This window comes from Desulfofundulus sp. JL263-se (genome assembly GCF_056316025.1).
Map to the genome: position 1 here is coordinate 1,857,021 of NZ_CM149993.1, position 25,634 is coordinate 1,882,654.

Sequence of the window (25,634 nt, forward strand, 5' to 3'; positions counted from 1 at the left end):
AATGATCAGTATTAGCAAATTGTTATGCGGTAATGAATATTTCGGGGATTCATTAAGATATCATAAAACTTCGCGGCATCAAAAGCACGGGACTTCCCACGGGCACGGCCCGGTAGTGGTATGGAACATCACCCGGACCTGCAACTTAAGGTGCAGGCATTGTTATTCCGATTCCGATTCCAGCACCCGGGAAAACGAACTTACCACGCGGGAAGCCCTTTCCCTCATTGATGACCTGGCGGAATTTAACGTTCCCGTGATATTGTTTTCAGGGGGAGAGCCCCTCATGCACCCGGATTTTTTTAAATTAGTTAATCATGCCAGGAAAAGAAATATAAGGGTTACCATATCAACTAATGGTACCCTTATAACCCGTGAAGTAGCTAGAGACCTGAAAAAAGCAGGGGTTTCTTATGTGGGTATCAGCATTGATGGAATAGGAGAAAGTAACGACCGCTTCAGGGGTAAAAAAGGGGCCTTTGAATCCGCCTTGAGAGGAATCAGACATTGCAAGGAGCAACAGCAAAAAGTCGGCCTGCGCTTTACCATCAACAGGCACAATTACCGGGAACTCCAGGATATTTTTAAGTTAGTGGTAGAAGAAGACATTCCCAGGGTATGCTTTTATCACCTGGTATATACCGGCAGGGGCAATAAAATGATCGAAGAAGATATTTCCCATCAAGAAACCCGCAATGCACTTGACTTTATCATAGATAGTACGGCTGAGCTCCACCGGAAAGGCGTGGATAAAGAAGTTCTTACGGTGGACAATCACGCTGACGGAGTATACCTTTATCTCAGGTTGCTGCGCGAAAAGCCGGCCAGGGCAGAAAAAGTACTGGAATTATTGCGGTTGAACGGTGGAAATCGGAGCGGAATAGCCATAGCCCAGGTAGACTGGCAGGGCAACGTCCACCCCGACCAATTCACCCAAAACCATACCGTGGGCAATATTACGCGGGAAAGTTTCTCCCAAATTTGGGGTAACCCTGTTCACCCGGTATTAAAAGGTTTAAGGGACCGGAAACCGCTATTGAAGGGGCGTTGCAGCCAGTGCCGTTGGCTGGATATTTGTAACGGTAACTTCAGGGCCCGGGCTGAAGCCGTTTATGGTGATTTTTGGGCACCAGACCCGGCCTGTTACCTTACAGACCAAGAAATAGGAATAGCTTAACAGGGGTGTAATTATATGACCTTTCCGACAGCCCGTTTAAGACGCCTTCGTTCCACTGCAACTCTGCGTAGACTAGTACGGGAAAATTACTTAACCGTCAATGATTTGATATTACCCGTTTTTGTAACCCACGGCCGGCAAATAAAAAAAGCCGTCAGTGCCATGCCCGGTGTATATAATTATTCCATAGATGTATTAATAGAAGAGCTCAAGCAAGTAATCGAGTTAGGCATACCAGGTATTATACTCTTCGGCATTCCCGAAAAAAAAGATGCCGTGGGATCAGAAGGGTATGCTGAAGACGGTATAATTCAAAAAGCAGTTAAAGCAATTAAAAATACCTATCCGGATCTGCTGGTAATTACTGACGTTTGCTTATGTGAATATACAGATCACGGACATTGCGGGCTGGTAGAAGACGGCAAGGTTTTAAACGACCCCACGCTGGGCCTCCTTTGCAAGTGCGCAGTTTCCCATGCCCGTAGCGGCGCCGACATGGTTGCCCCTTCGGATATGATGGACGGGAGGGTGGCTGCCATCCGACAGGCCCTCGACAGTGCAGGCTTTACAGAAGTCCCCATAATGGCTTATTCAGCCAAGTTTGCCTCTGCATTTTACGGCCCTTTCAGGGAAGCAGCCGGTTCGGCACCTCAATTCGGGGACCGCAAATCCTATCAAATGGACCCGCCGAATGCAAGGGAGGCACTAAGGGAAGTGGAGCTGGATATTGAAGAAGGGGCGGATATTGTTATGGTCAAGCCCGCACTGGCATACATGGATATCATTAGAAAAGTCAAGGATACCTTTAACCACCCTGTGGCAGCTTATAACGTAAGTGGTGAATACTCCATGGTCAAGGCAGCAGCCGCCCAAGGCTGGATAGATGAAAAAAGTGTGGTTATGGAATACCTTACCGGGCTGAAAAGGGCAGGCGCGGATATAATTCTTACCTACCACGCGGTGGACGTAGCCCGGTGGTTGAGGAAAGACATGGCTTCATGAACCCCGCCGGCACGAAGCATACGAGCGTAGAGGAGCACCAACCATAACTGACGAGCTATCTTCAGGACAGCAAATTTATTTATGGAAGGGACTTGATGCCATGCTGGTATCTTGGAACACAACCAATGCCTGCAACCTGTATTGCCAGCACTGCTACCGCGATGCCGGAACCAGTGTGAAAAACGAACTTAATACAGAAGAAGCAACGGCCCTGATCGACGAAATAGCCAAAGCCGGATTTAAAATAATGATCTTCAGCGGCGGAGAGCCCCTTATGCGCCCTGATATTTACCAATTAATTGCTCACGCCGCACAAAAAGGACTGCGGCCAGTTTTGGGAACAAACGGCACCCTTATTACCCCCGCGGTGGCCCGAAAACTCAAAGAAGCAGGTACCGCTGCCGTAGGTATAAGCCTGGACAGCATTGACGCATCCAGGCATGATCAGTTTCGGGCTGTTTCCGGTGCCTGGCAAAAGGCCGTAGATGGCATGAGGACCTGTAAAAGGGAAGGTTTGCCTTTTCAAATTCATACAACGGTAGTGGAATGGAACTACGATGAAATAGAAGAAATAACTGATTTTGCCGTTTCCGTAGGGGCGCGGGGTCATCATATCTTTTTCCTGGTTCCCACGGGCCGAGCGGTTGATATAGAAAAGGAAAGCCTCAGGGCCACACAATACGAAAATTTAATCCGGCGATTATTGAAAATACAACAACAAGTTGATATAGAAGTTAAACCAACCTGTGCTCCACAATTTATGCGTATTGCTGAACAGATGGGCCTGAAATTACGCTTCAGCCGGGGGTGTTTGGCCGGCATTTCCTATTGCATTATAAGTCCCACCGGAAACGTTCAGCCCTGCGCTTACCTGGACATTCCCGTAGGAAATGTACGTATCACACCTTTCAGTGAAATCTGGAAAAGTAACGAGGTATTTAACAAGTTGCGTTCCATGGAATACGGTGGACAATGCGGCACTTGTCGCTATAAAAAAGTATGCGGCGGATGCAGGGCAAGGGCTTATTATTATCACCAAGACTTCATGGCAGAAGAACCCTGGTGTCTTTATCACGGAAGAAAGGGATATTGAAATGAACTTGGACAAGCTGGATAAGAAACTATTAAACCTAATCCAAACAAATTTTCCCATAGTACCGGAACCTTATAAAGAATTGGCCCGAAAAATGGGTACAACGGAAGAAGAAATAATAAACAGGCTGCGGGCCCTTCAAAAATCTGGAATTATCCGCAGGTTAGGTGGAATATTCGATTCCCGTAAAGTAGGGTATACGGGAACGCTATGCGCAATAAAGGTTCCTCCGGAAAAAATTGAGGCCGTAGCCGAAGTTATAAATCAATATCCAGGCGTTACACATAATTATCTACGCAATCACGAATACAACATGTGGTTTACCCTCTTGGCTGAGTCTACCGAAAAAATTGAGGAAATAATCACCGAAATACAGGAAAAGACAGGGATAAGGGAAATACTGAACCTCCCTGCCAGTCGTATATTTAAAATCAGGGTAAATTTTGAACTATCGGAGAGAGGAAAATGTTAAGTAAACAGGAAAAACAAATAATTAAAGAACTACAAAAGGATTTGCCTTTGGTAAGCAGGCCCTTTAAGGAAGTAGCCAACAGACTGGGTATGAAAGAATCACAGTTGCTCGATAAAATAAAAGAGTTTAAAGAAAGGGGCATCCTGCGCAGGTTCGGGGCCGCAGTCAGGCACCAAAATTTGGGCTATGTAGCGAACGCCATGGTTGTCTGGGAAATACCTGACGATCAAGTCGCCCGGGCAGGAGAGGCCATGGCCCGGTTCCCTGAAGTTACCCATTGCTACCAGCGTCCCACCCACCCCCACTGGCCTTATAACTTATTTACGGTGGTCCACGGCAGAACCGATGAGGAATGTAAAGAAAAAGCCGAGCATATAGCCCGGGAAACCGGGTATCACAAATATAAACTATTATTCAGCACCCGGGAATTAAAAAAAAGTAGTATGAAATATTTCGAAGATTAAAATTCTAAGTAGGAGTGGTAAAGTGTATCAAAATTTTACCAAATCAAAGAAGCTTTTTGCAGAAGCTAAAAAAGTAATCCCCGGGGGCGTAAATAGCCCCGTTCGCGCCTTTAAATCCATTACCGATATGGATCCCCTTTTTATCGACCGGGGAGAAGGGGCAATGATCTACGATGTAGACGGTAACGGCTACGTGGATTACGTTGGCTCCTGGGGCCCCCTTATTTTAGGACACCGGCACCCGGAAGTAGTAGAAGCCCTCTCCAAGTGCCTGGAAAAGGGGACAAGCTTCGGGGCTCCCACCGAACTGGAAACGGAACTGGCCCGGGAAATTATAAATGCCGTTCCCTCCATAGAAATGGTCCGCCTGGTCAATTCAGGTACAGAAGCCACCATGAGTGCCTTGCGCCTGGCCCGGGGATATACGGGGAGAAATAAAATCCTCAAGTTCGAAGGATGTTACCACGGACATGCCGATTTCCTGTTAATCAAGGCTGGTTCCGGCGCCCTTACCACCGGAGTACCTACCAGTCCCGGCGTCCCCCCCTCTACAGCGGAAAATACCATAAATGCACCTTTCAACGACATAGAAACTTGTAAAAAAATTTTCGAAATGGAAGGGCCGGATATTGCAGCGGTAATTGTTGAGCCCGTAGCGGGAAACATGGGCGTCGTGCCACCGAAGCCGGGATTTCTAGAAGGCCTTCGTAAACTTACCCAACAATATGGCACACTTTTAATTTTCGACGAAGTAATGACCGGATTTCGCATTTCATATGGAGGGGCCCAGGAATTATACGGAGTTGAGCCCGATTTAACATGCCTCGGTAAAATAATTGGCGGAGGCTTACCTGTGGGCGCTTACGGAGGCAAAAAGGCCATCATGGAACACATATCTCCTGCGGGCCCCGTTTACCAGGCCGGGACATTGTCCGGGAACCCCCTGGCAGTTACAGCGGGACTAGCTACCCTCAAAGTTTTAAAACGGGAAGGTATTTACCGCCAGCTGGAAGAAAAATCGGCCCGGTTGGCCCAAGGGCTGAAAGAAGCAGCCCGGGAGGCCGGTTATCCAGTCACCGTTAACCGGGTGGGCTCTATGTTGTGCACTTTCTTTACCAAGCAACCGGTTACAGACTATACCACAGCCTGCTCGTCTGACACCGAAGCTTTTTCCACCTTTTTCAAAGCCATGCTCCAGCAGGGAATCTACCTGGCACCTTCCCAGTTTGAAGCAGCTTTTGTATCGCTGGCACACACTGATGAACATATAGAAAAAACAATTGATGCTGCTAAAAACGCATTAAAAAATTTAAGACAATTTTTACAAAAAAGCAAAAAATTATAGAAAAAAGTTATTTACTTGTCAATCTGTTTAACTTTCAGATATAATAACTTTAACGGGCCTCATTTTTTGATAATCTTTTACCTACCGTAACAGGTAGGGGGGGATACCATGGAAAAAGATAAAAAAATATACAATTGTCCCCAGAATATTACAAATAATAAATTCATACCAGTTGATGTCGTTATCCAAAAACACAAAAACCAACCGGACGCTTTAATTCAAGTGCTGCAGGAGGTATACTCCCTGCTCGGTCGCCTACCCGGTGATGTACTCGATCACATTGCGGCTGGATTGAAAATACCAATAGATGACATACGAACTTTAGTTTCCGTTTTCCCGGAGCTAAAAAATAAAAACGGCAACGGACAAGATATTTATGGCCGGCATAAAATATGTGTTTGTAAAGGAACATCGTGCTATATCAGAGGTTCCAACGAAATATTAGAAAGGATAAGTAAGGAATTAAATGTAGAGCCGGGAGGTACAACCTCTGACGGGCAGTTCTCTGTGGAAGTAGTTCGGTGCATAGGTGCGTGCGCCCTTGGTCCGGTTATTACCGTGGACGATGCAGTGCACCCGAGAATCAAGCCGGAAAAGATTTCTGAAATACTGGATAAGTATTGTGAATAATTATTTAATATCCTGACACTACGGTGTGCAGCCGGGTGAAGGGAGAAAAAATTTCATAATGACTCCCTGCGAAAAAAGGATTACCCGATTTCTAGGGGAGGCATTAATCGGCGGGAAAATAGGAAGGCCTGCTTTTTTCGCATGGGAAAAAGCAGGCTTTCTTTATTAACAATCAAGGAGGTGCAACTATGCCCCAGCGGATTGGAGTAATTGGAATAGTAGTGGAAGATCGTAAAAAAAGCGCAGGCTTAATTAATCAAATTTTAGGAGAATATGCGGATATAATTGTGGGCAGAATGGGCATCCCGTACCGGGAAAGAAATATATCGGTCATCTCCTTAATCATTGACGGAGACACCGATAAAATAGGTGCCCTTACCGGGAAACTCGGTAATATTAAAGGAGTACGGGTTAAATCAGCCTTAATTTCCAAGGACTGAAACAAAAAATTTATAAAAGGCAGCGGGCCTTAAAGGTTTCGAAAATGTAAATATAGTGAGGGAATTTTAAATGCGCAAAAGCTTTAAATCGGCCTTAGAAAGGGCATGCCTGGGAAAACCCCTATCCCGGGAAGAATTGGTTACACTTCTTGAAATTCAAGATAAAGAAGAAAGGAATGCCCTTTTTTCACGGGCAGACCAAATCCGCCGGCGATATGTGGGCGACGAGGTTCATTTCCGGGGTATTGTGGAGTTTTCCAACCACTGTATTAGAAACTGCCACTATTGCGGTTTACGCCGGGATAACAGACAACTTAAAAGATATAGGATGACACCGGAAGAAATTATTAATACTTGTAAGACAGCCGTAGCATCCGGTTTTAAAACCATAGTACTGCAGTCGGGGGAAGATCCTAATTATTCAGCTGAAACACTGGCTGATTTAATACATTATATAAAATCAAAACACCAAATTGCGGTAACTCTTTCATTAGGAGAAAAGCCCCAAAATTTTTATCGCCTTTTAAAGGATGCAGGTGCGGACAGGTACTTACTTAAACATGAAACAGCAGACCCTGAGCTGTTTTTCCGCCTGCGGCCCGGAACTAATTTATCACAGCGCCTAGAATGCTTGAAATCTTTAAAAAAATTAGGATACCAGGTGGGGTCCGGCAACATTGTTGGGCTGCCCGGGCAAAGTATCAATATCCTGGCTGAAGACATATTGCTCATGCAAGAACTAGAGGTGGATATGGCAGGCATAGGTCCCTTTATTCCCAGCGAAAACACTCCCCTGGCCCGATGCGCACAGGGTGATTTATTCCTTACATTAAAAGTCCTGGCGGTAACCCGTTTGGCCCTTCCCTGGGCTAACTTACCGGCCACCACTGCCGTGGGTACCATACATCCCCAGGGCAGGAAGCTGGCCCTTGAATGCGGTGCCAATGTAATTATGCCCAACGTTACCCCCCCGGAATTCAAAAAACATTATAGAATTTACCCAGGAAAAGAAAATTTTTCCGGAAATACCATTGAGAAATTAAAAAAACTGGTACACTCTCTGGGTAGAAGAATTTCCGATAGTAAAGGAGATGTTGTCCCTAAATTGTTGAGAAAGGAGAGTTTTAACAATGTGTAATTATAAGGCGGACTTTATTAATGATGAAAAAATTAACGGCATATTGGAAGACGCATCCACTGCCTCCAAAGATGAGGTAAAGGAAATCATTTACAAAGCCGGTGAAGCCCGCGGGCTTACCCCCCGGGAGGTGGCGGTTCTGTTACACATTGAAAATCCGGATATGTTGGACCTTATCTATGAAAAAGCAGCGGAAGTTAAAGAAAAGATTTACGGCAAGCGCCTGGTTTTATTTGCCCCCCTTTACCTGAGCAATTACTGTATCAACAACTGCGTCTATTGTGGATATAAGAGAACTAATAAAATAGAAAGACGCCGTCTTACCATGGAAGAGATCAGGGAAGAAGTTACCATTTTGGAATCAATGGGTCATAAGCGCCTAGCCATAGAATGCGGGGAACATCCCCGGAAATGCCCCATTGATTATGTTCTGGATGCAATTAGAACTATTTATAAAGTCAAGGAACAAAACGGAAGCATTCGCAGGGTAAACGTGAATATTGCAGCCACTACCACGGAAGAATACAAACTTTTAAAGGAAGCCGGTATAGGTACCTATATCCTGTTTCAGGAAACATACCACCGTGATACCTACGCAAAAATGCATCCTGCCGGGCCCAAAAAGGATTACGACTGGCACACTACAGCCATGGACAGGGCAATGAAAGCGGGAATAGACGATGTCGGACTGGGTGTGCTCTTCGGCCTTTATGACTATAAATTTGAAGTCGTGGCCCTGCTTATGCATGCCCTATATTTGGAAGAAACATTCGGGATTGGGCCCCATACCATTTCCGTTCCCCGACTTCGCCCTGCCAAGGGAACTGATTTAAAACAATTTCCCCACTTAGTGTCTGATAAGGAATTTAAAAAACTGGTGGCCACTATCAGGCTGGCCGTTCCCTATACAGGAATTATTTTATCTACCCGGGAAAAACCAGAATTTAGGGATCAATTATTATCTGTAGGCGTTTCCCAAATTAGTGCAGGCTCGTGCACCGGAGTAGGTGGATATAAGCGCGAAAAGGAAAATCAAAACTTTAAAGTGGGGGATAATACGGCTCAATTTGAAGTTGAAGATCACAGAAGTCCTGATGAGGTGTTAAGAAGTATATGCTTATCCGGGTACCTGCCCAGTTTTTGCACCGCCTGTTACCGCAAGGGACGTACTGGAGACCGGTTTATGTCTCTGGCGAAAACCGGTAAAATTCAAAATGTTTGCCAACCTAATGCCATTTTAACTTTTAAAGAATTTCTCATGGATTATGCTTCCGAGGAAACCAGAAAAATTGGTGAGCAGACTATTGAAAAAAATCTTTCCTTAATTGACAGCCCGGAAATTCTTGAAGCTACCAGAGAACGACTCCTTCGAATAGAAAACGGTGAAAGGGATCTTTATTTCTAAAAGTTGTTTTCACTTGGCCGGTGCTCGTAAACGTCCATGCCATTGACACCAGCGGCAAGGTATGAAGTACCTGAGCGCAGCAGGGAGCACCGGCCATAATAATAATGACCTTGTCTAATTTTATTGACAGATCTAATTTTATTGACAGATAAATAGAATAATGATATAAGTATTTAAGGTATGTGAATTTCATAACTTATTCATGTAAATCATAAATTCAAATATTGCCGTTTCAGTTTTTAAGTTAAAATTTTCACTAAAAGTTTGCATTGGGAAGCTCAAAGGAGGCGAACTTGGTGAAAACGCTAAGGGTTCCGGAAGCCACGGTAACCCGGCTGTCTATATATTCGCGCTATTTAGAACGCCTGGATAAAAACGGGGTTACCACGGTTTCTTCCGGAGAAATTGCAGAAGGTGTAGGAGTCAGCCCGGCTCAAGTAAGAAAGGATTTAGCTTACTTCGGAGAATTCGGCACCCGCGGTGTCGGTTATAATGTAAAAGATTTAATGAAGTATACTCTTAAGATATTGGGATTGGACCAGCCCTGGTCCCTGGTTCTTGTAGGAGCAGGGAATTTGGGTTTTGCACTATGCACATATAAAGGTTTTAATGCACGAGGCTTTACCATTAAAGCGGTTTTTGATAACGACCCCACTAAAATTGGTAAGCGAATAGGAGATCTTGAAGTTCTCCCCATGGAGCAGTTTAAAGAAAAGGTAAAAGAACATAAAGCACGAATAGGTATTATCGCGGTACCCCCTAAGGCTGCCCAAGAAGTAGCCGATCTAATGGTTGATGCAGGGTTGGAGGCCATATTAAATTTTGCACCGGTAGCATTAAACATTCCCAGTCATGTGGAAATTCGAAATGTAGATCTTTCTGTTAAATTAGAAATACTTACTTTTAATTTGGGATTTCATTCTACACAGAACCGTTAACCTCGTGAAGTATTTCTAACCCTGGAGAGTGATTATTATTTGCTACATTGGAGTAATAGGTGCTGCCCAATGCAGTGAAGAAATTAAAAACCTGGCCATACAAGTGGGTGAAGAACTAGCCAAGAAAAAGGTAACAATCCTGTGTGGGGGGCGGGGCGGCGTAATGGAAGGTGTGGCCATGGGTGCCGCCAAGTATAATGGAATCGTAGTAGGAATATTACCCGGTGTCAGCCGTCAAGAGGGAAATACACACCTAACCATAGCCCTGGCCACTGGCCTGGGTGAAGCGCGAAACGCAATAATTGCCCGGGCAGCCGACGCGTTAATCGCCATTTCCGGCGGAGCAGGAACCCTATCAGAAATCGGCCTGGCTCTTAAAATGGGAAAAACCGTTATCGGCCTGCACACCTGGGAAATAAAACCCCCCGTTCCTAGAAAATACCGCTTTATTAATGTTACCTCCCCATATGAAGCTGTACGTCTTGCTCTTGAAGCTTCACGGCAAAGGAGTTAAAAAATGAAACCAATTACCTTAAATATTATTACTAATAAGCGTATACAGTTTGTTGATATTACCCGGGACATTAATAAAGTCATAACTGAAACAGGTATAAAAGGAGGAATTTGTTACCTTTACGTACCCCATACCACGGCTGCCATTACCATCAATGAAAGTGCAGACCCCACTGTCCAGCTGGATATCCTGAACTGGCTGAATAAAATAGTACCTTTTAAAGATAATTACGAGCATATGGAAGGCAATTCCGACGCCCATATAAAAGCATCCCTTATTGGAGCCAGTTGTAACATATTTATAAACGAAGGAAAGCTTTTACTTGGCACATGGCAGGGTGTGTTTTTCTGTGAATTTGATGGACCTAGAAAAAGAAAGGTATATTTAAAAATAATTTCCGGTTAATATAAAAGGGATTTCCCATTATGTAAACTCATTACCTGTAACTTACCTTGACATTTGACATCCTTAGATATTTTAGGTATAATGTAGTTCGGTCTCATGAGGAACGGGATGTAGCGCAGTTTGGTCAGCGCGCTTGCCTTGGGAGCAAGAGGCCGGGGGTTCAAATCCCTCCATCCCGACCATGAAAACTAGGTGGTCCCCTGGGCAAAGTGGTCCAAAGATACTAAGTGTTCAAATCCCAGCGGAATCACCATCCATATAGAGGGAGGGGTGCCCGAGCGGCCAAAGGGAGCAGACTGTAAATCTGCCGGCTGTTGCCTTCGTAGGTTCGAATCCTGCCCCCTCCACCAAACGCTGGGGTGTAGCCAAGCGGTAAGGCAGCGGGCTTTGGACCCGTCATGCGTTGGTTCGAATCCAGCCACCCCAGCCAAAACCCCCATGGAGTTAAATTTCCATGGGGGTTTTAAAATATATAAAATTATGTACTTAACATCAAGTACTTGGCCGGTTGATACCGGTTAATCTTTGACTCCTTTTAATTCTTCCGGCCCGCCCCATATTCCATATATTCCTGTATCCTGTAAAGGAAGTACACTGCCTATCATAATTCTTTATTACACCTTGAATCCTTTTAACCATACTTATTTCCCCCTTTTTTCATTAATTTAATATTATTTTATCTTATATAAAGATAATTATTTTTTAAAAAATAATGAACTTTTGTCAGGAGGATTTAAAGTTCAACCGTAGAAATTATTAGATAATTATTTCAATTTAAAGGAGGCGTTTCGCTTTGGCCGAGAATAAAAAAAAGAAAATACCCAAGTTTAACTTTGTAATTGACCCTGTGCTATGCATGGCTTGTGCCGCTTGCGAGCTTGAATGCCGTGACGATGCCATTTATATCGATGACAACATCAACTACGCCATCAATCTTAATAATTGTAAGCGCTGCGGTCGTTGTTACCGGGCCTGTCCATCCGGGGCAATATCCCGTATACCCAACCCCGAATACAAAGCAAGCTAGAGTTATTACCAAATAGCTTATTTTTACTTCCGGGTATATCCCGGAAGCTTTATTTTACCATGTTTTTATTGTTGAAGATAACTTTGGCCGTGTAAAATTTCAGTAGGCACCAGAAGGAAATCAACCTCCTAGAAATAGAAATGAGACCTCACCCCAAAAACACTCCAACGGAAATTAAAGGAGGGCGAGGTCTCATGTTAAATATTCGCCACATAGTGGGGGCAGTCCTTCTATTCGGTTCTGGCCTAACTAAATTAATTGGCGAGTGCAAAGACTTTTATGAGCTTGAAAAAGGCATCCATGAGCTGTGCCAGGCAGTCTGCAACCAAATTTTCACCTGGGCCCTGGAACAGATCGATACCCGCCTGATGAATGAACGTGACCGGAGCACCTGGGAAGTGGTCGGCTTTCGGGCTAAAACAGCAGTAAGCACCTTTGGGGAATTTCTCTTCAAAAGGCGCCTGTACAGGAACAAAAAAACCGGGGAAACCAAATTCTTTTTAGACGAGCTGCTGGGCTGGCCAGCCCGGGCCAAGATCACCCCCCGTTTAAAAGAACTGGCCGTCAAACTAAGCACCGAACTTTCCTTTGCCCGTGCCGCCGAGATCTTAAACCACCTTGTTTCCGGCCTAAGTCCCATGACCGTCTGGCAGGCTACCCAAGAAGTGGGAGAAGTCTTGCAGCAAGAAGGAGAAGAAAAAAGGGCAGCGGTTTTTGAAAAGGGCGAAGCTCCCGGCGGGAAAGAGGTAACCCCGGAGCTGTGTATCGAAGCCGACGGAGTGATAATCCGCCTGCAGAAGACAAAAGAGAAAAGAGGAGAAATTAAGCATATGGTCGTCTACGAAGGGAAGGAACAAATTGGCCAAGGTCGCTTCGCCCTGAAAAACAAGCTTGTTTTAAGCAGCCTAAATGACGGTAAGGCAGCCTGGGAAGAAAACTATGCCGTAGCCGGGGGAAAATGGGACCTGAGCCAAACCGAAAGGATCTTCATCGGCGGCGACGGGGCAGACTGGTCCAAGCAGGGAATTGATTACTTTCCCGGCGCTGTGTATCGCTTAGACCCATACCACCTGAGCAGGCATTTAACCGAGGCCCTCTGGTACGACGAAGAAACCTACCGGAAGGTGGCCCTGGCCATTTCCCAGGGTAACTGGGAGGAGACCCAAAGAGTTCTTACGGAAGCAGCAAAAAACACCAGGGGCAACCGGAAGAAGAGGATCACCAAACTTCTGCATTATCTTGAGGAAAACTGGGCGGGGATCGCTGCCTCGCCGGGAGCAAAACGTTTGGGCACCATTGAAGGGCAGATTCAACACAACGTGGCCCGGCGGATGAAACGCCTGGGAGCCAGGTGGACAATCCCTGGAGGAGACCGGATGGCCCGTGTTTTGGCCGCTAAGGCAAACGGGGAGCTTGGCAATTATACTTTGCGCTGGCCGGTGAAACACCGGAAATTGAGAGAAATTGCGCAGTTAAAGCCAGTCGAAAAACAAAAAACAGAGGATGTGGAAAAATGGCTGCAGGCGTCTGTTCCGGCTTTAAAGGGTCCTTTTGCTGACCGGCTGTGGATTAAGTATGTTTTACGTGAACTTAGCCGTCCCAGCTTTTCTGCTCTTTTGTAAAAGCATGTTCCTTGGAGAGCCTTTGAGGTTTTCAGGCGGCGCCGGAGGGTAGCCTTGACAGCCGGGGTCCCCGCATGTGATAAAATGTACAAGCCGGCGGGGTATGCTAAAGTATGCAGCATGTTCCCCGGAGCCGCCCCGTCGGTACTGAAACTATATCACATGCGGGGTGGCTGTCAAGGCCGCCGCCGTAAAACTAATGTTTTAAGCGGTGAGGTCTCATGTTAAAAGATACCTACTGAATCTTGACACGGACAGATAACTTTAAGGCTATTGACAAATAGTTTAATATATGCTAGCATGTTTATTGTCGCTGGGCGGTATTATAAACAAATAAGTTACATGCGGCAGTGGCGGAATTGGCAGACGCGTAAGATTCAGGATCTTATGGGCGTCACGCTCGTGGAGGTTCAAGTCCTCTCTGCCGCACCAAGTCCCAATATTCAAGGCTTTCAGGGTTTTTCTCCTGAAAGTCTTTTCTTTTTCTCCTCGCAATACTCCGGAAAAAGTCTTGCACAGAGTCTTGCGCGGAGTCTGGCGCGTTTTGAAAAGGAGTGAAAACCATGCCCCGCAGAAGAAGGGTGTCCACCCTCCCCCCGGACATCAAAAACCGCTTGCAAAATCTTCCCCCGCAAAACTGGAGTTACGAGAAAGCGCTGGAATACTTCATCCGCCACCACAACCTGAAAGGTACCCGCAAAAGTACCATTGAGTGGTATGTTGTCGCACTTAAAGATTTCTATCAATTCCTTCTCAGAAACAAAGAAAGCGCCATACTCGAAGACATTTCCACAAAAGACATAGAGGAATATATACTTTACTGCAGGGAACGAGGTCTCAAACCTATTACAGTTAACGGGCGGATAAGGAGCTTGCGCTCGTTTTTCAATTACCTTATAAACCATAAAATAATCTCCCGGAACCCCATGAAAGGTATATCTCTGGTTAAGCACCCCAAGCCGGTTGTCCCCACCTTTACAGAGGAACAGATACGGAGGCTATTGAAACAGCCCGACCTTTCCACGTTTTCCGGGCTCAGGGACTACATAATTATGTACCTCCTGCTGGACACCGGCATCCGTATCGGGGAACTCCTGAAAACCAGGAGAAAGGACATCATCTTTGAAAATGGTTACCCCACATATCTAATAGTGAGGTCTCCCAAGAACCAGCGGCAGAGAACACTCCCCCTTTCAGGGAAAACACAAAACCTTTTCAAAGTATACCTGGAAACGGTGGACGAATTTTTTGGCAGAGAAGCCCCACTCTTTCCGAACCAGGACGGCGAACCAATCAGCAAGCGGACAGTCCAGGAACGCATCGCTGTTTACGGGAAGAAGGCCGGAATTATCGGGGTCAGGGTATCTCCCCACACCTTCAGACACACTTTCGCCAAGTTCTGGATAATGGAAGGGGGAGACGTATTGAGCCTTCAGGAAATTCTTGGTCACTCAGACCTCGAAATGGTCAAGAACTATACCCGCATGTTCACCCCGGACCTGAGGAGGAAGCACGATCGGTTTAGCCCGATTGTGAGAAAAGATTTTTAAAAATTTCCAATTAATGTTTTGCCACGGAACAATCGTTTTAAGTATAATTATGGAAAAATATTAACGGGGGAGGTCTTATGCCCAAAACAGCGAAGCCAGCCACCAGGGAAGACGCGCTGAAAAAGGCACTGGATGACCTCAAAAAGAAATTTGGCGAGGGTGCCGTGATGCGGCTCGGTGAAAAACCCAATATAGCGGTTGAGGCAATTCCTACCGGCATACTTTCCCTGGACCTGATTACCGGGATAGGCGGCATGCCGAGGGGGCGCATTGTGGAACTCTTCGGGCCGGAAATGTCCGGCAAGACCACGGTGGCCCTCCACGTGATAGCAGAGGCCCAGAAGGCAGGGGGAATCGCAGCATTTATTGACGCCGAGCACGCCTTGGACCCCCTTTATGCCAAAAACCTGGGGGTCAATATCGAGAACCTCTTGGTATCCCAGCCGGACTACGGTGAACAGGCGCTGAGCATTTGCGAAGAGTTGGTGCAGAGCATGGCCGTAGACGTGATTGTGATTGACTCAGTGGCGGCCCTGGTCCCCCAGGCGGAAATCGACGGCGAAATGGGAGATATCCAGGTGGGCCTCCAGGCCCGGCTGATGTCCCAGGCCATGCGAAAGCTGACGGCGATCACCAGCAAGAGCAGGACCGTAGTGATATTCATCAACCAGCTGCGGGAAAAGGTAGGGTCGAATAATTTCGGCGGCGGAACGCCGGAGGTTACACCCGGCGGCAGGGCGCTGAAATTTTACTCATCCATGCGGCTTGATGTCCGCAAAAAAGAAGCCATCAAGGACGGCAGCGAGATTGTCGGAAACCGCACGGTAATCAAAATCGTCAAAAATAAGGTTGCACCGCCCTTTAAAGAAACTGCCGTGGAAATGTTCTACGGAGAGGGGATCTCCCGGGAACTGGACGTCCTGGACCTGGCCGAGAAACACGGGATTGTCCAGAAATCCAGCGCGTGGTACTCCTATGGCGGGGAGCGCCTCGGCCAGGGGCGGGAGAACGTGCGGAAATTCCTGAAAAAACACCCGGAAGTCGTGGCCGAGCTGGTGCAGAAAGTGGTGGAAAAAGCCGGGATTAAGACAGCAGATGGAAAAGTTGTTGAGAATAATGTAGTGCCGCTGGTTAGGAACCCGGATTAGCCGGGTTTTTCTTTATTATGCAGACTTTAAATAATTATATAACAGTGAACTGAAGATTTTTTTCTCGATCTGAGCTGGTTGAACGTAATGCTATAGTAATGTAAGGTATGCAGGTCGTAAAAAACACTGAGTCTTGACACAAACTCCCCGGCGTAAGCCTGGAAGAAAAGTATTGCAGTTGGAAGGAAAGAAGATCTACTTCATCCATGGCCACCAGTGCTTAGAATTGAGAGCTTTTCGGACAAGCCCACGCTGCTACTGCCAGGTTCATCCTGGTTATCGAAGGACAGAAGAAAGCCTCTACCAGTTTTCTTTGTTCAGTCTGTGCCCGGTTCCACATACCGGGCGTTTTCGCTAATTCCTAAAGAGGTGAGCATTTTTATTAACATGATGGAAGTTTATAACAATTTTACTTGACAAATAAATGATTTTATGGCAATATGCTTTCAAGTGAATATTATAAAGTGAAGGAGGCTTTCTTTTGAAAAATATCGATGCTAAAACTTTACTAGAAGAAGAACTTCCTGTTTCCGTACGGTCTCTTTTTGTGCCCGCTGTTAAAAGGGCATATGCCATGGTTTATGAACATTTTACAGAGCTTGATTGGTTAAACTGGCCTGTAGGTAAAGACTTATTTCGTATTGTGCGACGGGTAGCAGTTGAGTTTGAGCTTAAAAAATTGGTTGATAGAAAAAAATTACCTTTAAAGTACAGGATAGCTTATAACAGTTCGTATAATTATCGTCATTTAGAGCTTAGAACTAATAGGTGTGTGATTACGACGAGCCAAGTTACGTCTCCAAATGCGGTTCCGCGCCGCGCCGTATATCGTAACAACTGGAGTTTGAATAATCAGCCTTGTCTTGTATTTCCTGGCTTCAATGATGAAGATGCCGTCACATGGGAAGGTGGGCCCTATTATATAATTCTAACTCATGGTTATTATGGAAAAGTGCCAGAACATGTTTGTTTAGGGGTACCTGCACCAAAAGTCAGAAGTTGGCTTGCTCATATTAATCTACTCAATGAACCACACCAAACTGAGATTTACGAAGATGTTGAAGTAATCACCGAAGAACAATTGGTAGAATTTAAAGACTTTGCTCAAGAGGTGTTGAAGAAATGAAACGTAATATTGGGTCACCCCGTTTATTTGGTCTTGTGCCAGAAAGGTTAAGGGAAGCCCGGTTGGCTAAAGGTTATACAATAGCGGAATTAGCAGAAACCACAGGTGTTACGCGACAAGCAATTTCTCAGTTTGAGCTTGGCCATACAACACCTAGTGGGCAGGTACTTCAAAAAATAATTGGTGTATTGCAATTTCCATTAGGTTATTTCTCAAAGCCCATAGAGAAAACTTCTCCTTCTGGAGTAACTTTTTTCCGTAGCTTAAGCTCTGCTACAAAGAAACCAAGAGAAATGATTGCTGTTAGAGCAAAATGGTTAGAAGAAATATTTACTTACTTAGAAAAATACTTAAAATTCCCTGTAGTTAATATCCCTGATTTTTCTTACGCAGAACCTTTGAGCAATGAAAAAATAGATGATATCGCTGTATCTGTTCGTAAAAAGTGGGGTTTAGGTCTTGGACCTATAAGTAATGTTTTACGATTATTTGAAAAGCAAGGAATTGTTATTGCTAGAGCAATACTTAATTATTCTAAAGCCGATGCTTGCTCTCAATGGAGAGGTGGACGTCCCTTTATTTTTCTTGGTTCGGATAAAGAATCAGCTGTTAGATCACGTTTTGACTTAGCCCATGAATTGGGCCATCTCGTTCTTCACATGTGGGTTGATGATGTTCAATTTAATGAACCTAAAACAAGAAAACGTTTAGAAGATGAGGCAAATAAATTTGCAGCTTCTTTTTTGTTGCCAAGGGATACTTTTGGTGAAGAGGTATTATCTACGTCATTGGAGCACTTTATTACTTTAAAAAAACGGTGGAAAGTATCAATTGCTGCTATGATAATACGTTGTCAGGATTTGGGCATTTTATCCGATTCTCAAACGATTTATTTGTTTAAAAAAATAAGCAGGTTAAAATGGAAAACTAGAGAGCCTTTAGACGATGAATTAATACCTGAGAGCCCAAGCCTTTTAAAACAAGCTATTACCTTGTTAATTGAAAATAACGTGGTAACACCTTCAGAAATTGTAGATTCTATTAAACTACCAGTAGATGAAATTGAAACTTTGTGCAATTTGCCACCGGGAACATTGAAAATTGATGATCTCGGGAATAAAATTGTTCAACTTAGGAAATAGACTCTCTCAGAAGGAACGCCCCGTGAAGGGGCGTTGAGGCTGTTGACAAAAACAAGTCAACAGCCTTTTATTTTATGGTAAAATTGAGTAAATAAGAATTAGGAGCGAACAAACATGTTAAAAAAACCAGAGTACCGCCAAGGACAACTGGAACTTGTTTGCCTAAAACAACTGGTACCTGAAGATCACTTGCTGAGGAAAATAAGTCGCTTCATAGACTTTAACTTCATAAGAGAAAAGGTCAAACACCTATATTGCCCGGATAACGGTCGTCCTTGTGTAGATCCCGTAATGCTTTTTAAAATGCTTTTTATTGGCTACCTCTTTGGCATAAGATCTGAACGGCAACTGGTTAAAGAAATAGAGGTTAACATAGCTTACCGTTGGTTTTTGGGCCTTTCCCTAACAGATAAAGTTCCTCATCATTCCACCATTAGCCAGAACCGGCGGCGTAGATTTAACGGCACAAATATTTGTCAGGAAATATTTGATGAAATAGTTATGCAAGCAATTAAGAAAGGACTAATAGGCTGCCGCGCTCTGGTTAAACCTGGTCCTGCGCACGGTTATCGATTGGTATCTTCATAACATTGCCCGCCGCACGCAGACTGCGTTGGACGACTTGTTCTTGCCATTGCTGCGCAAAGTCCTTGTGGTGGTTGTTTATTTCCTGGCATTTACAATTATCCTGAGCCACTTCGAAATCAACGTAACCGGCCTCATCGCTACCGCCGGGGTAGCCTCTCTGGCTATTGCCCTGGCCGCCCAGGATACCCTGGGTAACATGCTGGCCGGGTTTATGCTTCTGACCGACCGGCCCTTCCGGGAGGGGGATCGTATTGAGTTGAATAACGGGATGCGGGGTGACGTTTTGCATATTGGCCTGCGTTCGACGAAGATACTCAGCCGCGAAGGCAAGTACGTGGTTATACCGAACAAGGACCTTGCCAACGGTCAGGTGATTAACCATGTACTCCCGGATCCCAAAATGCGTCTGCGCATTCCTGTCGGGGTAGCCTACGGTACCGACATGCGCAAGGTTAAGGCCATCATCCGCTCCATTCTGGACGAAAATCCTCGCGTTTTGAAAGACCCTCCGCCGCGGATCTACTTTACGGAGTTCGGCGAATCCTCGCTCAATTTACTCATCCGGTGTTGGATTGAGGATGCGCGGGATCAGTGGCCCATTACCGACGAGATCAACATGGCCATCAAGGACCGGTTCGAAGCGGAAGGCATCGAGATCCCGTTCCCTCAACGGGATATCCACATCCGGAGTCAAGGCCGGTAATAGCGGTTCGGAGAACGCACGCGAAGGGAGTAAGGTGCATGCGTGGTGTACGGATGGATCTGCGGCTGGTTCACGACGGGCGGCAATGGGTCGCGAGCAGCGACAATATCGTAGTCGGCGGCACAAGCCTCGAAGAGTTGGAGTAAAACGTCAAAAAGACCATTGCGGCAACTGGCAGGTTTGCTGTTGGAACCAAGGTCACTGTGCGCATGCGGTTCGATTACGACACTTTTCCCAACGCCGCTTGGTACCGGCAGTACATGCCTTACTATTTTGACCACTTAAATTTCGTTCCAGATCGGCTCCTGATAAGCGAAGCGAAGTAAATATTGCTAGCTGGAGCACGGCCAGACGACTGACCACAAGGTCTGGCCCTTCTGCCGGCAGAACTTTCTTCTGAACAGAGAGAAGAAGAGGGGGCAGAGGGCAATGTCAATGAGGATGTTGTCTACGCGCAAGGGGCGAAAGTAATACTGAGGTACAAAATCGAGTAGGAGGGGGTGATTAACCCCCGTCCTCTCACACCACCCAGCATGCGGGTCCGCACTGGGCGGTTCACCAAGCGCTACGAATAAAATGATAACGCTCGGTTAAACTCATGAGGCCCTGGGCCTGCCAGTAGGTAGTGTTCAGGGCATTGTTTAATGGGCCGCCGGTTATGCGCCAGTATCCCTTACGGGTGTTCGCCAGCTGGTGTGCGACCCATTCCGGGAGACCGAGGGCCCGCAATTCCCGGTAACGGGTGCGAACCCGTTTCCATTGTTTCCACAGGCACATGCGCAGGCGCCTTCGTAACCAGCCTTCAATATCCATTAATCTGTTGGACATGTCGGCCAGTGCAAAATATCCTACCCAACCCATCAGGTACTGGTTAATCCGCTGGATGCGTTCTTCCATGCTTATGCTTTTGCTTCGAGAAGTTAGTTCCCGGATTTTGTCCTTCAGCCGCTTGATGGTTTGAGGGGCCAGGCGGATGCGCACTTGCCCCTTGATTTTGTACATGCTAAAACCAAGGAGTTTGCGCTTCCATGGACGGTCTACCGCGCTCTTGGTCTCGTTTACTTTGAGTTTTAACCGTTTCTGCAGGTAGGCGGTTATGCTGGCCTTGACCCTTTCTCCGGCCCGGCGGCTGCGAACATAGATGTTGCAGTCGTCAGCATACCTGACAAAGCGGTGTCCCCGCTTCTCCAGCTCTTTGTCCAGGTCATCAAGTATGATGTTGGCCAGTAGCGGGCTTAGAGGCCCACCTTGTGGTGTGCCCTCGTCCGTTACCAGAACCAAACCATTTACCATGACCCCGGATTGCAGGTATAGCCGGATTAGTTTGAGTATGCGCTTATCTTTGACTTTGCGCGCTGCCCTGGCCACGAGGATATCGTGGTTCACCTGGTCGAAGAATTTCTCCAGGTCGATGTCCACTACCCATTCATAACCTTCTTGCACATATTGCCGCGCTTTGCGCACGGCATCATGCGCGCGACGCCCGGGCCTGAATCCATAGCTGTTGGGTGAAAATCCAGGGTCGAATATGGGCGTCAGTACCTGCAGAAGTTCCTGCTGGATTAAGCGGTCTATCAAGGTTGGGATTCCCAGAAGTCGCACTCCGCCGCCCGGTTTCGGGATTTCGACCCGGCGCACGGGTTGCGGCCTGTAGGTCCCGGCGAGCAGTTCTTTACGTATGCGCTCCCAGTTTTCTCGCAGATAGGCACGGAAGGATTCAACCGTCACTCCATCTACCCCGGGAGCTCCTTTGTTTTGCTCTACCCTCTTTAGTGCCGCCAGCATGTTGCTTCGCGCAAGCATGGCTTCCAGCAGGTTGTTATCATTTCCTTCGCGGGATGCATCCTCGGGTCGTGCCGGAGACACACTCGGCCCTCCCGCGGTCCCCCGCGGCTTCACCGCTTCCTCCCGCGGGCAGGCTCCGTTTGGAGTTTTCTGCTGTCTTCGCATGTCTCGCGAACTTGCCAAGTTCATCCCTCCACCTGGTGTTCGGTCCTTCCCTGCTTTGACGTCTGAAGCAGGTACTATGACCTCTGCTGACTTCTGCCGGATATGCCCAGCACTCAGAACTTGAGTGCTGGGCATATCCGGCAGACCTCCCCGGGTTTTGGGGGAAATTTTCCAAGCTAAGTATGGCTTAAAAACGGAAACATTTTCGTGGAAAAATTCCCCCAAAAAAGAGCGATAACTTTCCTCCCACACCCGCCGCGTTTACCGCCATACCCCTTGGCAGCATTGGGCTTTGCCTTGTCTTGCAGGCTCGCCCGAATATGACGGCCTCGCCCGCGGTTCGTGGTCCTCGGGTCGGGATTTTGCCTCGGGCTTCCTTCGGATTCCACGTCGCCGTGGACACCCTTGCCGTTGGCTAGCGGTTGGTGCTGCCAACCCCCGCAGGGGACTTTCACCCCCAAGTTATCGCCCATGCCGGGCGCACAAGTAAAGGGGTCCCGTGTAAATTACGGAACCCCTTGGTATGCTTATAATCTCGCAAGTGTAGTCCAGGCACTACGCCACTTCAATGCGGTTTTTCCGGATGAACGCGAAGGTTTCCTCCGCAGAGGCGATGTCCCGGATACAGCCGTCCACCATTACGGAGAAGCTGTCTCTGAGCTGCTCTGCCTCCCAAGGGTCATGGATCACGTATAGTACCGGGACCTGGAGAAATTTTAGTACCTCCCGGAATTCCGGCAGGAGCTTCTCTTTAATGGCCACGTCGATGTCGCTTAAGGGCTCGTCAAGAAGCATCACCTGGGGTTGCGGGGCCAGGGTGCGCGCCAGCGAAGTTCTGCTCTTGTAGCCGCCGCTCAGTTCTTCCAGCTTGCGCTCGAGGACATCCTCCAGGTCGAGCATCTTGACCACCTTCTGTACGAGTTCGTCGGAGCCCCGACCCCCGCGCAGGCCGTAACGGACGTTCTCCCGCACGAGAAGGTGGCTGAAAGCGCCGAATGCTGCGGCACATAGCCTACCCGCCTTTCCTCCGGCGGCAAGGCGCTCACGTCTTGTCCATTCAGCACCACCTGGCCCGCGTCCGCCGTAACAATTAATTGATAAGAATGGCCATTAACCGATGATCCTTAAACTTTCTTCAATATCTCTCGACATTCCCCCATAAAACAATAAAAAGCCTTTCCGGCTTTATCTTTTTTCCTCTCAATATTTCCTACGGTATAAACTCTTCTCCTGGTATTCCTATCCCTAACACTCCTAATCCTCTTGCCTGCAGTTCCCTGTTTACTACGTCCGCCGCCCTTTGTGAAAGGCCGTAGATCCTGGCAAATCTGTACACGTCGTACCCGCAGTCCTCGAACCCCTGCCTGTCCCACAAAATAGCGTAAATCAGGGCAAAGAGGTGGGCTTCGAGCTCATATTTTCCGCACCGGTTCTTAATATAGGGGTTGTCCATGAGGCGGTTCGTCTTCGGGTGAAGCACCTTGTGAGCCACTTCGTGAAGAAGTACACCCATCTGACGGCGATAGGGGAGCGAAGCATTTATGACAACCAGCGGTAGAGAAGGCACCACGATCAGCCCCCCGTGAACGCGGTTCATAGGGGCCAGCAGGACGTGTATCCCGTGACAATCGGCCAGTTCCCTGGGGTGGAGAAGACCGAAAAAGTCGATAACCTTCCGAACGGTTTTTAAAATCCACTCAAACAACACACGGCACTACCTCCTTACAGGAATAACTGTACATGGTTCAGTCACCCCCCTCAGTCTCGCGGGAAAATTTTTCTCGATCCTCTCAAGCGCCGCTTCGGTTTCGGCGGGCAGCGCCTTCTCAGCCCGTTTCTTTCTCAAGAAATCCAGGATGGTCTTCAGCATTATCTCCAGGTCTTCAATAATTTCCTTGTCCAATTCCCCCACGGGGAGGCCGTCGAACATGACCGTCTCAGACTGGAGGAGTTCTTTAAAAGCCTGCTCAAGTTCTATGCGCTGCTTTTCCAGCGATTTTTTGTTTTCCTGGGCCTTTGGAGTGGGGTCATCGGTACGGCCAAGGAGATAGTCGGTTGATACACCTAAGATGTTTACTAATTGCTTCAAAGTTTCGATGTCTGGTTGATGTTGATTATTCTCATATCGTGCAATGGTTGCATGAGAAAAACCTAATTTTTTTCCAAGGGCAGCTTGTGTCAAGCCTTTTTGTTTTCGAGCTTTTCTTAAACGCTCTCCAAAACTCATATTTTATCCTCCTAATTATAATGTATCGTTTTGGTAACATTTTAACCAGTACCGTACATTTTGAAAAGTGTTTGTACCGAAAAAGAAAATTTTTTCTTGACATGTACCGCTTTCGTACATTATAATATTATCAAACTTACGATAAAGGTACAGGCGGTACTAACGAAGGTGATTATATGGCAGCAACTGTTGATTTAGCAAAAATCCGTCGTCTTAGAAAAAGTAAAAAAATATCACAAGCAGAACTTGCCAAAAAATTAGGATACAAAACACATATCGGATTTCATTACCTTGAATCAGGCAAACGTCAAATAAAAGCTAACCAACTAGCTATCATTGCCTCTGAATTAGGAGTAGCAATCGAGGAATTGTATATCTCAGACGAAAGGAAATCCGACCATGCCCAACAATCCTAACCTCTGCACCATTCATCTTTTCCCCGACCCTGCCGACCTCGCGGCGGCCAGGACCGCCGTGAACGTCCTGGCCCGCTCGGGCCGGGGTTCTACCAGGCAGACAATGCTCCAGACTCTGCGAGCAATTTTAGACAAGTACGGCCTCAAGCGGCTCACCCTCCCGGAATGCACAGTAGAAGCCGCCCCGGAGCCGGGATGGGCGGCGGTCCGCGCCAGGCAGCTCGTCGCCGGACGGCACTGCCCGGGGTGCGGGGCCGACATCTACCGCAGCAATCACGCGCAAGCCGCCCAGGAAAAATGAAAGGCCGTGCAGGCGGCGGTAGGGGATTTCCAGAACCAGCAATCCACAGCGTTCGGCCATTTCACGGGGGTGGAGGAGGCCGTGTTTTTCGATGAGAGATTTCACGGTTTTTAAAACACGTTCGAACAGCATAAATCCGAAAGACACCTCATAAAAACACTTGTTCTATATTTAGAATAAACCAACTATCCCGGGCACTACAGGATAATTCTGGAAATTATGGAGATAAATTTTCGATTTTAGTTTATAAAGTCCAACAAATTTCACCCCGCCTCTACAGCGGCCGCCAGACAGTCACTCGTCACCCCCTTCGTCTCCACTACGGCTTTTTTTGAGATGAGTGTCTTGAGAACAGCAACAACGGTATCGCGGATATCCAGGAGCACGTCCTCGTCGAGCTTCCCGACCGGCTTGCCGTTAAACATGATGTGGTCAGAACGGAGGACGAGATCCAGGGCTTCCTCGACAGTGAGGGTGTCAGGATTTTTATCTTTTATAAGATCAAAAATATCGGAAGGTTTTTCTTTTTTTATCGGTTCTTCAAAAAAATAAGATGGTTGAACCCGCAATACTTTCGCCAAATCTTCAAGAACAGGTAACGAAGGGTTAGCCCCACCCTTCTCAATTTTACTGATGTAAGTAGGAGAAATGCCAACCATTTTTGCAAGTTTTTCCTGGGTTAATCCCCTTTCAATTCTCAATTTTTTGAGTAACTCAGGTTTAAATTTCAATTGTATCCCTCCATCATGTTGAATATTTTTCAAGTAATTTTACCATAAAAATCTTGAAATATACTCATTTTTCTTTCGAT

Annotated in this window: 29 protein-coding genes, 4 tRNA genes and 3 pseudogenes; 30 read left to right on the forward strand and 6 right to left on the reverse strand. The window is 46.8% G+C overall.

Features of this window, described 5'->3' with window-relative positions; genetic code table 11:
• Position 1: 1 nt before the first annotated feature.
• The 28 genes and pseudogenes from nirJ1 to ACX4JR_RS09560 all read left to right on the forward strand — a co-directional run bounded on the left by nirJ1 (position 2) and on the right by ACX4JR_RS09560 (position 20,255).
• The gene (gene nirJ1, locus ACX4JR_RS09425; protein WP_476057826.1) at positions 2-1,177 is read left to right on the forward strand and encodes a putative heme d1 biosynthesis radical SAM protein NirJ1; all 1,176 of its coding nucleotides are present in this window, start codon (positions 2-4) and stop codon (positions 1,175-1,177) included.
• 15 nt (positions 1,178-1,192) lie between these two features.
• Complete coding sequence (hemB, locus tag ACX4JR_RS09430; RefSeq protein ID WP_476057827.1) at positions 1,193-2,179, forward strand: porphobilinogen synthase; 987 nt, start codon at positions 1,193-1,195, stop codon at positions 2,177-2,179.
• 100 nt (positions 2,180-2,279) lie between these two features.
• A complete protein-coding gene (gene nirJ2, locus ACX4JR_RS09435; RefSeq protein WP_476057828.1) occupies positions 2,280-3,272 on the forward strand; it encodes a putative heme d1 biosynthesis radical SAM protein NirJ2 in 993 nt (330 codons plus the stop codon).
• A gap of 1 nt (position 3,273) precedes the next feature.
• Entirely contained in the window at positions 3,274-3,744 is a 471-nt protein-coding gene (gene ahbA, locus ACX4JR_RS09440; RefSeq protein WP_476057829.1) for a siroheme decarboxylase subunit alpha, read from the forward strand.
• Entirely contained in the window at positions 3,738-4,208 is a 471-nt protein-coding gene (ahbB, locus tag ACX4JR_RS09445; RefSeq protein WP_476057830.1) for a siroheme decarboxylase subunit beta, read from the forward strand. Before ahbA ends, ahbB begins: the two co-directional genes overlap by 7 nt.
• A 22-nt stretch (positions 4,209-4,230) precedes the next feature.
• The gene (gene hemL / locus ACX4JR_RS09450; protein WP_476057831.1) at positions 4,231-5,553 is read left to right on the forward strand and encodes a glutamate-1-semialdehyde 2,1-aminomutase; all 1,323 of its coding nucleotides are present in this window, start codon (positions 4,231-4,233) and stop codon (positions 5,551-5,553) included.
• A 108-nt stretch (positions 5,554-5,661) separates the two neighbouring features.
• Positions 5,662-6,183 (forward strand): NADH-quinone oxidoreductase subunit NuoE family protein, encoded by a 522-nt coding sequence (locus ACX4JR_RS09455; RefSeq protein ID WP_476057832.1) that lies wholly within the window; start codon positions 5,662-5,664, stop codon positions 6,181-6,183.
• Between the two features lie 188 nt (positions 6,184-6,371).
• Positions 6,372-6,623, forward strand: coding sequence for a TM1266 family iron-only hydrogenase system putative regulator (locus tag ACX4JR_RS09460; protein ID WP_476057833.1), 252 nt, complete (start codon positions 6,372-6,374; stop codon positions 6,621-6,623).
• 70 nt (positions 6,624-6,693) lie between these two features.
• The gene (gene hydE / locus ACX4JR_RS09465; RefSeq protein WP_476057834.1) at positions 6,694-7,761 is read left to right on the forward strand and encodes a [FeFe] hydrogenase H-cluster radical SAM maturase HydE; all 1,068 of its coding nucleotides are present in this window, start codon (positions 6,694-6,696) and stop codon (positions 7,759-7,761) included.
• Positions 7,754-9,166 (forward strand): [FeFe] hydrogenase H-cluster radical SAM maturase HydG, encoded by a 1,413-nt coding sequence (hydG, locus tag ACX4JR_RS09470; RefSeq protein WP_476057835.1) that lies wholly within the window; start codon positions 7,754-7,756, stop codon positions 9,164-9,166. Before hydE ends, hydG begins: the two co-directional genes overlap by 8 nt.
• 296 nt (positions 9,167-9,462) lie before the next feature.
• Positions 9,463-10,104, forward strand: a complete 642-nt coding sequence (locus tag ACX4JR_RS09475) for a redox-sensing transcriptional repressor Rex (protein WP_476057836.1) — start codon at positions 9,463-9,465, stop codon at positions 10,102-10,104.
• A 28-nt stretch (positions 10,105-10,132) separates the two neighbouring features.
• On the forward strand, positions 10,133-10,618 hold the full coding sequence (locus tag ACX4JR_RS09480; RefSeq protein ID WP_476057837.1) for a TIGR00725 family protein: 486 nt from the start codon (positions 10,133-10,135) through the stop codon (positions 10,616-10,618).
• Between the two features lie 3 nt (positions 10,619-10,621).
• The gene (locus tag ACX4JR_RS09485; protein WP_476057838.1) at positions 10,622-11,023 is read left to right on the forward strand and encodes a secondary thiamine-phosphate synthase enzyme YjbQ; all 402 of its coding nucleotides are present in this window, start codon (positions 10,622-10,624) and stop codon (positions 11,021-11,023) included.
• Positions 11,024-11,127: 104 nt separating this feature from the next.
• A tRNA-Pro gene (locus ACX4JR_RS09490) sits at positions 11,128-11,205 on the forward strand.
• A gap of 82 nt (positions 11,206-11,287) precedes the next feature.
• Positions 11,288-11,373, forward strand: a tRNA-Tyr gene (locus ACX4JR_RS09495).
• 5 nt (positions 11,374-11,378) lie between these two features.
• Positions 11,379-11,453: transfer RNA gene (locus ACX4JR_RS09500), tRNA-Gln, on the forward strand.
• 363 nt (positions 11,454-11,816) lie between these two features.
• Positions 11,817-12,050, forward strand: a complete 234-nt coding sequence (locus ACX4JR_RS09505) for a 4Fe-4S binding protein (RefSeq protein WP_476057839.1) — start codon at positions 11,817-11,819, stop codon at positions 12,048-12,050.
• Positions 12,051-12,244: 194 nt separating this feature from the next.
• Positions 12,245-13,672: an ISLre2 family transposase gene (locus ACX4JR_RS09510; RefSeq protein WP_476057840.1), complete on the forward strand. Its 1,428-nt coding sequence runs from the start codon at positions 12,245-12,247 to the stop codon at positions 13,670-13,672.
• A 54-nt stretch (positions 13,673-13,726) separates the two neighbouring features.
• Entirely contained in the window at positions 13,727-13,900 is a 174-nt protein-coding gene (locus ACX4JR_RS09515; RefSeq protein WP_476057841.1) for a hypothetical protein, read from the forward strand.
• A gap of 116 nt (positions 13,901-14,016) precedes the next feature.
• A tRNA-Leu gene (locus ACX4JR_RS09520) sits at positions 14,017-14,104 on the forward strand.
• A 131-nt stretch (positions 14,105-14,235) separates the two neighbouring features.
• Positions 14,236-14,544: pseudogene (locus tag ACX4JR_RS09525) on the forward strand (phage integrase N-terminal SAM-like domain-containing protein); the annotation flags it as partial.
• A 54-nt stretch (positions 14,545-14,598) separates the two neighbouring features.
• Positions 14,599-15,222, forward strand: coding sequence for a tyrosine-type recombinase/integrase (locus ACX4JR_RS09530; RefSeq protein WP_476060524.1), 624 nt, complete (start codon positions 14,599-14,601; stop codon positions 15,220-15,222).
• A gap of 77 nt (positions 15,223-15,299) precedes the next feature.
• Positions 15,300-16,370: a recombinase RecA gene (gene recA / locus ACX4JR_RS09535; protein WP_476057842.1), complete on the forward strand. Its 1,071-nt coding sequence runs from the start codon at positions 15,300-15,302 to the stop codon at positions 16,368-16,370.
• A 481-nt stretch (positions 16,371-16,851) separates the two neighbouring features.
• Positions 16,852-17,496, forward strand: coding sequence for a hypothetical protein (locus ACX4JR_RS09540; RefSeq protein ID WP_476057843.1), 645 nt, complete (start codon positions 16,852-16,854; stop codon positions 17,494-17,496).
• The gene (locus tag ACX4JR_RS09545) at positions 17,493-18,638 is read left to right on the forward strand and encodes a helix-turn-helix domain-containing protein (RefSeq protein ID WP_476057844.1); all 1,146 of its coding nucleotides are present in this window, start codon (positions 17,493-17,495) and stop codon (positions 18,636-18,638) included. The genes ACX4JR_RS09540 and ACX4JR_RS09545 overlap by 4 nt, the downstream gene beginning before the upstream one ends.
• A 114-nt stretch (positions 18,639-18,752) precedes the next feature.
• Positions 18,753-19,181, forward strand: a pseudogene (locus ACX4JR_RS09550) (transposase); the annotation flags it as partial.
• Positions 19,182-19,290: 109 nt separating this feature from the next.
• On the forward strand, positions 19,291-19,929 hold the full coding sequence (locus ACX4JR_RS09555) for a mechanosensitive ion channel family protein (RefSeq protein WP_476057845.1): 639 nt from the start codon (positions 19,291-19,293) through the stop codon (positions 19,927-19,929).
• A 53-nt stretch (positions 19,930-19,982) separates the two neighbouring features.
• Positions 19,983-20,255, forward strand: a pseudogene (locus ACX4JR_RS09560) (DUF5395 family protein).
• A gap of 229 nt (positions 20,256-20,484) precedes the next feature.
• Here the strand turns inward: ACX4JR_RS09560 and ltrA are convergent.
• The 5 genes from ltrA to ACX4JR_RS09585 all read right to left on the reverse strand — a co-directional run bounded on the left by ltrA (position 20,485) and on the right by ACX4JR_RS09585 (position 24,106).
• Positions 20,485-21,741 (reverse strand): group II intron reverse transcriptase/maturase, encoded by a 1,257-nt coding sequence (gene ltrA / locus ACX4JR_RS09565; protein ID WP_476060525.1) that lies wholly within the window; start codon positions 21,739-21,741, stop codon positions 20,485-20,487.
• Positions 21,742-22,055: 314 nt separating this feature from the next.
• Positions 22,056-22,352, reverse strand: a complete 297-nt coding sequence (locus tag ACX4JR_RS09570) for a hypothetical protein (protein WP_476057846.1) — start codon at positions 22,350-22,352, stop codon at positions 22,056-22,058.
• 82 nt (positions 22,353-22,434) lie between these two features.
• Positions 22,435-22,974 carry an ATP-binding cassette domain-containing protein gene (locus ACX4JR_RS09575; RefSeq protein WP_476060526.1) on the reverse strand — a complete coding sequence of 180 codons (540 nt, stop codon included), beginning with the start codon at positions 22,972-22,974 and terminating at the stop codon, positions 22,435-22,437.
• A 115-nt stretch (positions 22,975-23,089) separates the two neighbouring features.
• Positions 23,090-23,587: an ImmA/IrrE family metallo-endopeptidase gene (locus tag ACX4JR_RS09580; protein WP_476057847.1), complete on the reverse strand. Its 498-nt coding sequence runs from the start codon at positions 23,585-23,587 to the stop codon at positions 23,090-23,092.
• A 6-nt stretch (positions 23,588-23,593) separates the two neighbouring features.
• Positions 23,594-24,106, reverse strand: a complete 513-nt coding sequence (locus ACX4JR_RS09585) for a helix-turn-helix domain-containing protein (protein WP_476057848.1) — start codon at positions 24,104-24,106, stop codon at positions 23,594-23,596.
• 176 nt (positions 24,107-24,282) lie between these two features.
• Between ACX4JR_RS09585 and ACX4JR_RS09590 the strand changes: the two genes are divergently transcribed.
• Together ACX4JR_RS09590 and ACX4JR_RS09595 are read left to right on the forward strand one after the other, a co-directional pair.
• On the forward strand, positions 24,283-24,522 hold the full coding sequence (locus ACX4JR_RS09590) for a helix-turn-helix domain-containing protein (protein ID WP_476057849.1): 240 nt from the start codon (positions 24,283-24,285) through the stop codon (positions 24,520-24,522).
• Positions 24,506-24,823, forward strand: a complete 318-nt coding sequence (locus tag ACX4JR_RS09595; protein WP_476057850.1) for a hypothetical protein — start codon at positions 24,506-24,508, stop codon at positions 24,821-24,823. The genes ACX4JR_RS09590 and ACX4JR_RS09595 overlap by 17 nt, the downstream gene beginning before the upstream one ends.
• A gap of 263 nt (positions 24,824-25,086) precedes the next feature.
• Here the strand turns inward: ACX4JR_RS09595 and ACX4JR_RS09600 are convergent, their stop codons facing one another.
• On the reverse strand, positions 25,087-25,554 hold the full coding sequence (locus ACX4JR_RS09600) for a helix-turn-helix domain-containing protein (protein ID WP_476057851.1): 468 nt from the start codon (positions 25,552-25,554) through the stop codon (positions 25,087-25,089).
• Between the last annotated feature and the right edge of the window lie 80 nt (positions 25,555-25,634).

Excerpts from the sequence above, each read along its gene's own strand:
- nirJ1 (WP_476057826.1), top strand. The coding sequence starts at position 2 with ATGATCAGTATTAGCAAATTGTTATGCGGTAATGAATATTTCGGGGAT.
- hemB (WP_476057827.1), top strand. The coding sequence starts at position 1,193 with ATGACCTTTCCGACAGCCCGTTTAAGACGCCTTCGTTCCACTGCAACT.
- nirJ2 (WP_476057828.1), top strand. The coding sequence starts at position 2,280 with ATGCTGGTATCTTGGAACACAACCAATGCCTGCAACCTGTATTGCCAG.
- ahbA (WP_476057829.1), top strand. The coding sequence starts at position 3,274 with ATGAACTTGGACAAGCTGGATAAGAAACTATTAAACCTAATCCAAACA.
- ahbB (WP_476057830.1), top strand. The coding sequence starts at position 3,738 with ATGTTAAGTAAACAGGAAAAACAAATAATTAAAGAACTACAAAAGGAT.
- ACX4JR_RS09455 (WP_476057832.1), top strand. The coding sequence starts at position 5,662 with ATGGAAAAAGATAAAAAAATATACAATTGTCCCCAGAATATTACAAAT.
- ACX4JR_RS09460 (WP_476057833.1), top strand. The coding sequence starts at position 6,372 with ATGCCCCAGCGGATTGGAGTAATTGGAATAGTAGTGGAAGATCGTAAA.
- hydE (WP_476057834.1), top strand. The coding sequence starts at position 6,694 with ATGCGCAAAAGCTTTAAATCGGCCTTAGAAAGGGCATGCCTGGGAAAA.
- hydG (WP_476057835.1), top strand. The coding sequence starts at position 7,754 with ATGTGTAATTATAAGGCGGACTTTATTAATGATGAAAAAATTAACGGC.
- ACX4JR_RS09485 (WP_476057838.1), top strand. The coding sequence starts at position 10,622 with ATGAAACCAATTACCTTAAATATTATTACTAATAAGCGTATACAGTTT.
- ACX4JR_RS09510 (WP_476057840.1), top strand. The coding sequence starts at position 12,245 with ATGTTAAATATTCGCCACATAGTGGGGGCAGTCCTTCTATTCGGTTCT.
- ACX4JR_RS09530 (WP_476060524.1), top strand. The coding sequence starts at position 14,599 with ATGAAAGGTATATCTCTGGTTAAGCACCCCAAGCCGGTTGTCCCCACC.
- recA (WP_476057842.1), top strand. The coding sequence starts at position 15,300 with ATGCCCAAAACAGCGAAGCCAGCCACCAGGGAAGACGCGCTGAAAAAG.
- ACX4JR_RS09545 (WP_476057844.1), top strand. The coding sequence starts at position 17,493 with ATGAAACGTAATATTGGGTCACCCCGTTTATTTGGTCTTGTGCCAGAA.
- ACX4JR_RS09570 (WP_476057846.1), bottom strand. The coding sequence starts at position 22,352 with ATGGGCGATAACTTGGGGGTGAAAGTCCCCTGCGGGGGTTGGCAGCAC.
- ACX4JR_RS09585 (WP_476057848.1), bottom strand. The coding sequence starts at position 24,106 with ATGAGTTTTGGAGAGCGTTTAAGAAAAGCTCGAAAACAAAAAGGCTTG.
- ACX4JR_RS09590 (WP_476057849.1), top strand. The coding sequence starts at position 24,283 with ATGGCAGCAACTGTTGATTTAGCAAAAATCCGTCGTCTTAGAAAAAGT.
- ACX4JR_RS09595 (WP_476057850.1), top strand. The coding sequence starts at position 24,506 with ATGCCCAACAATCCTAACCTCTGCACCATTCATCTTTTCCCCGACCCT.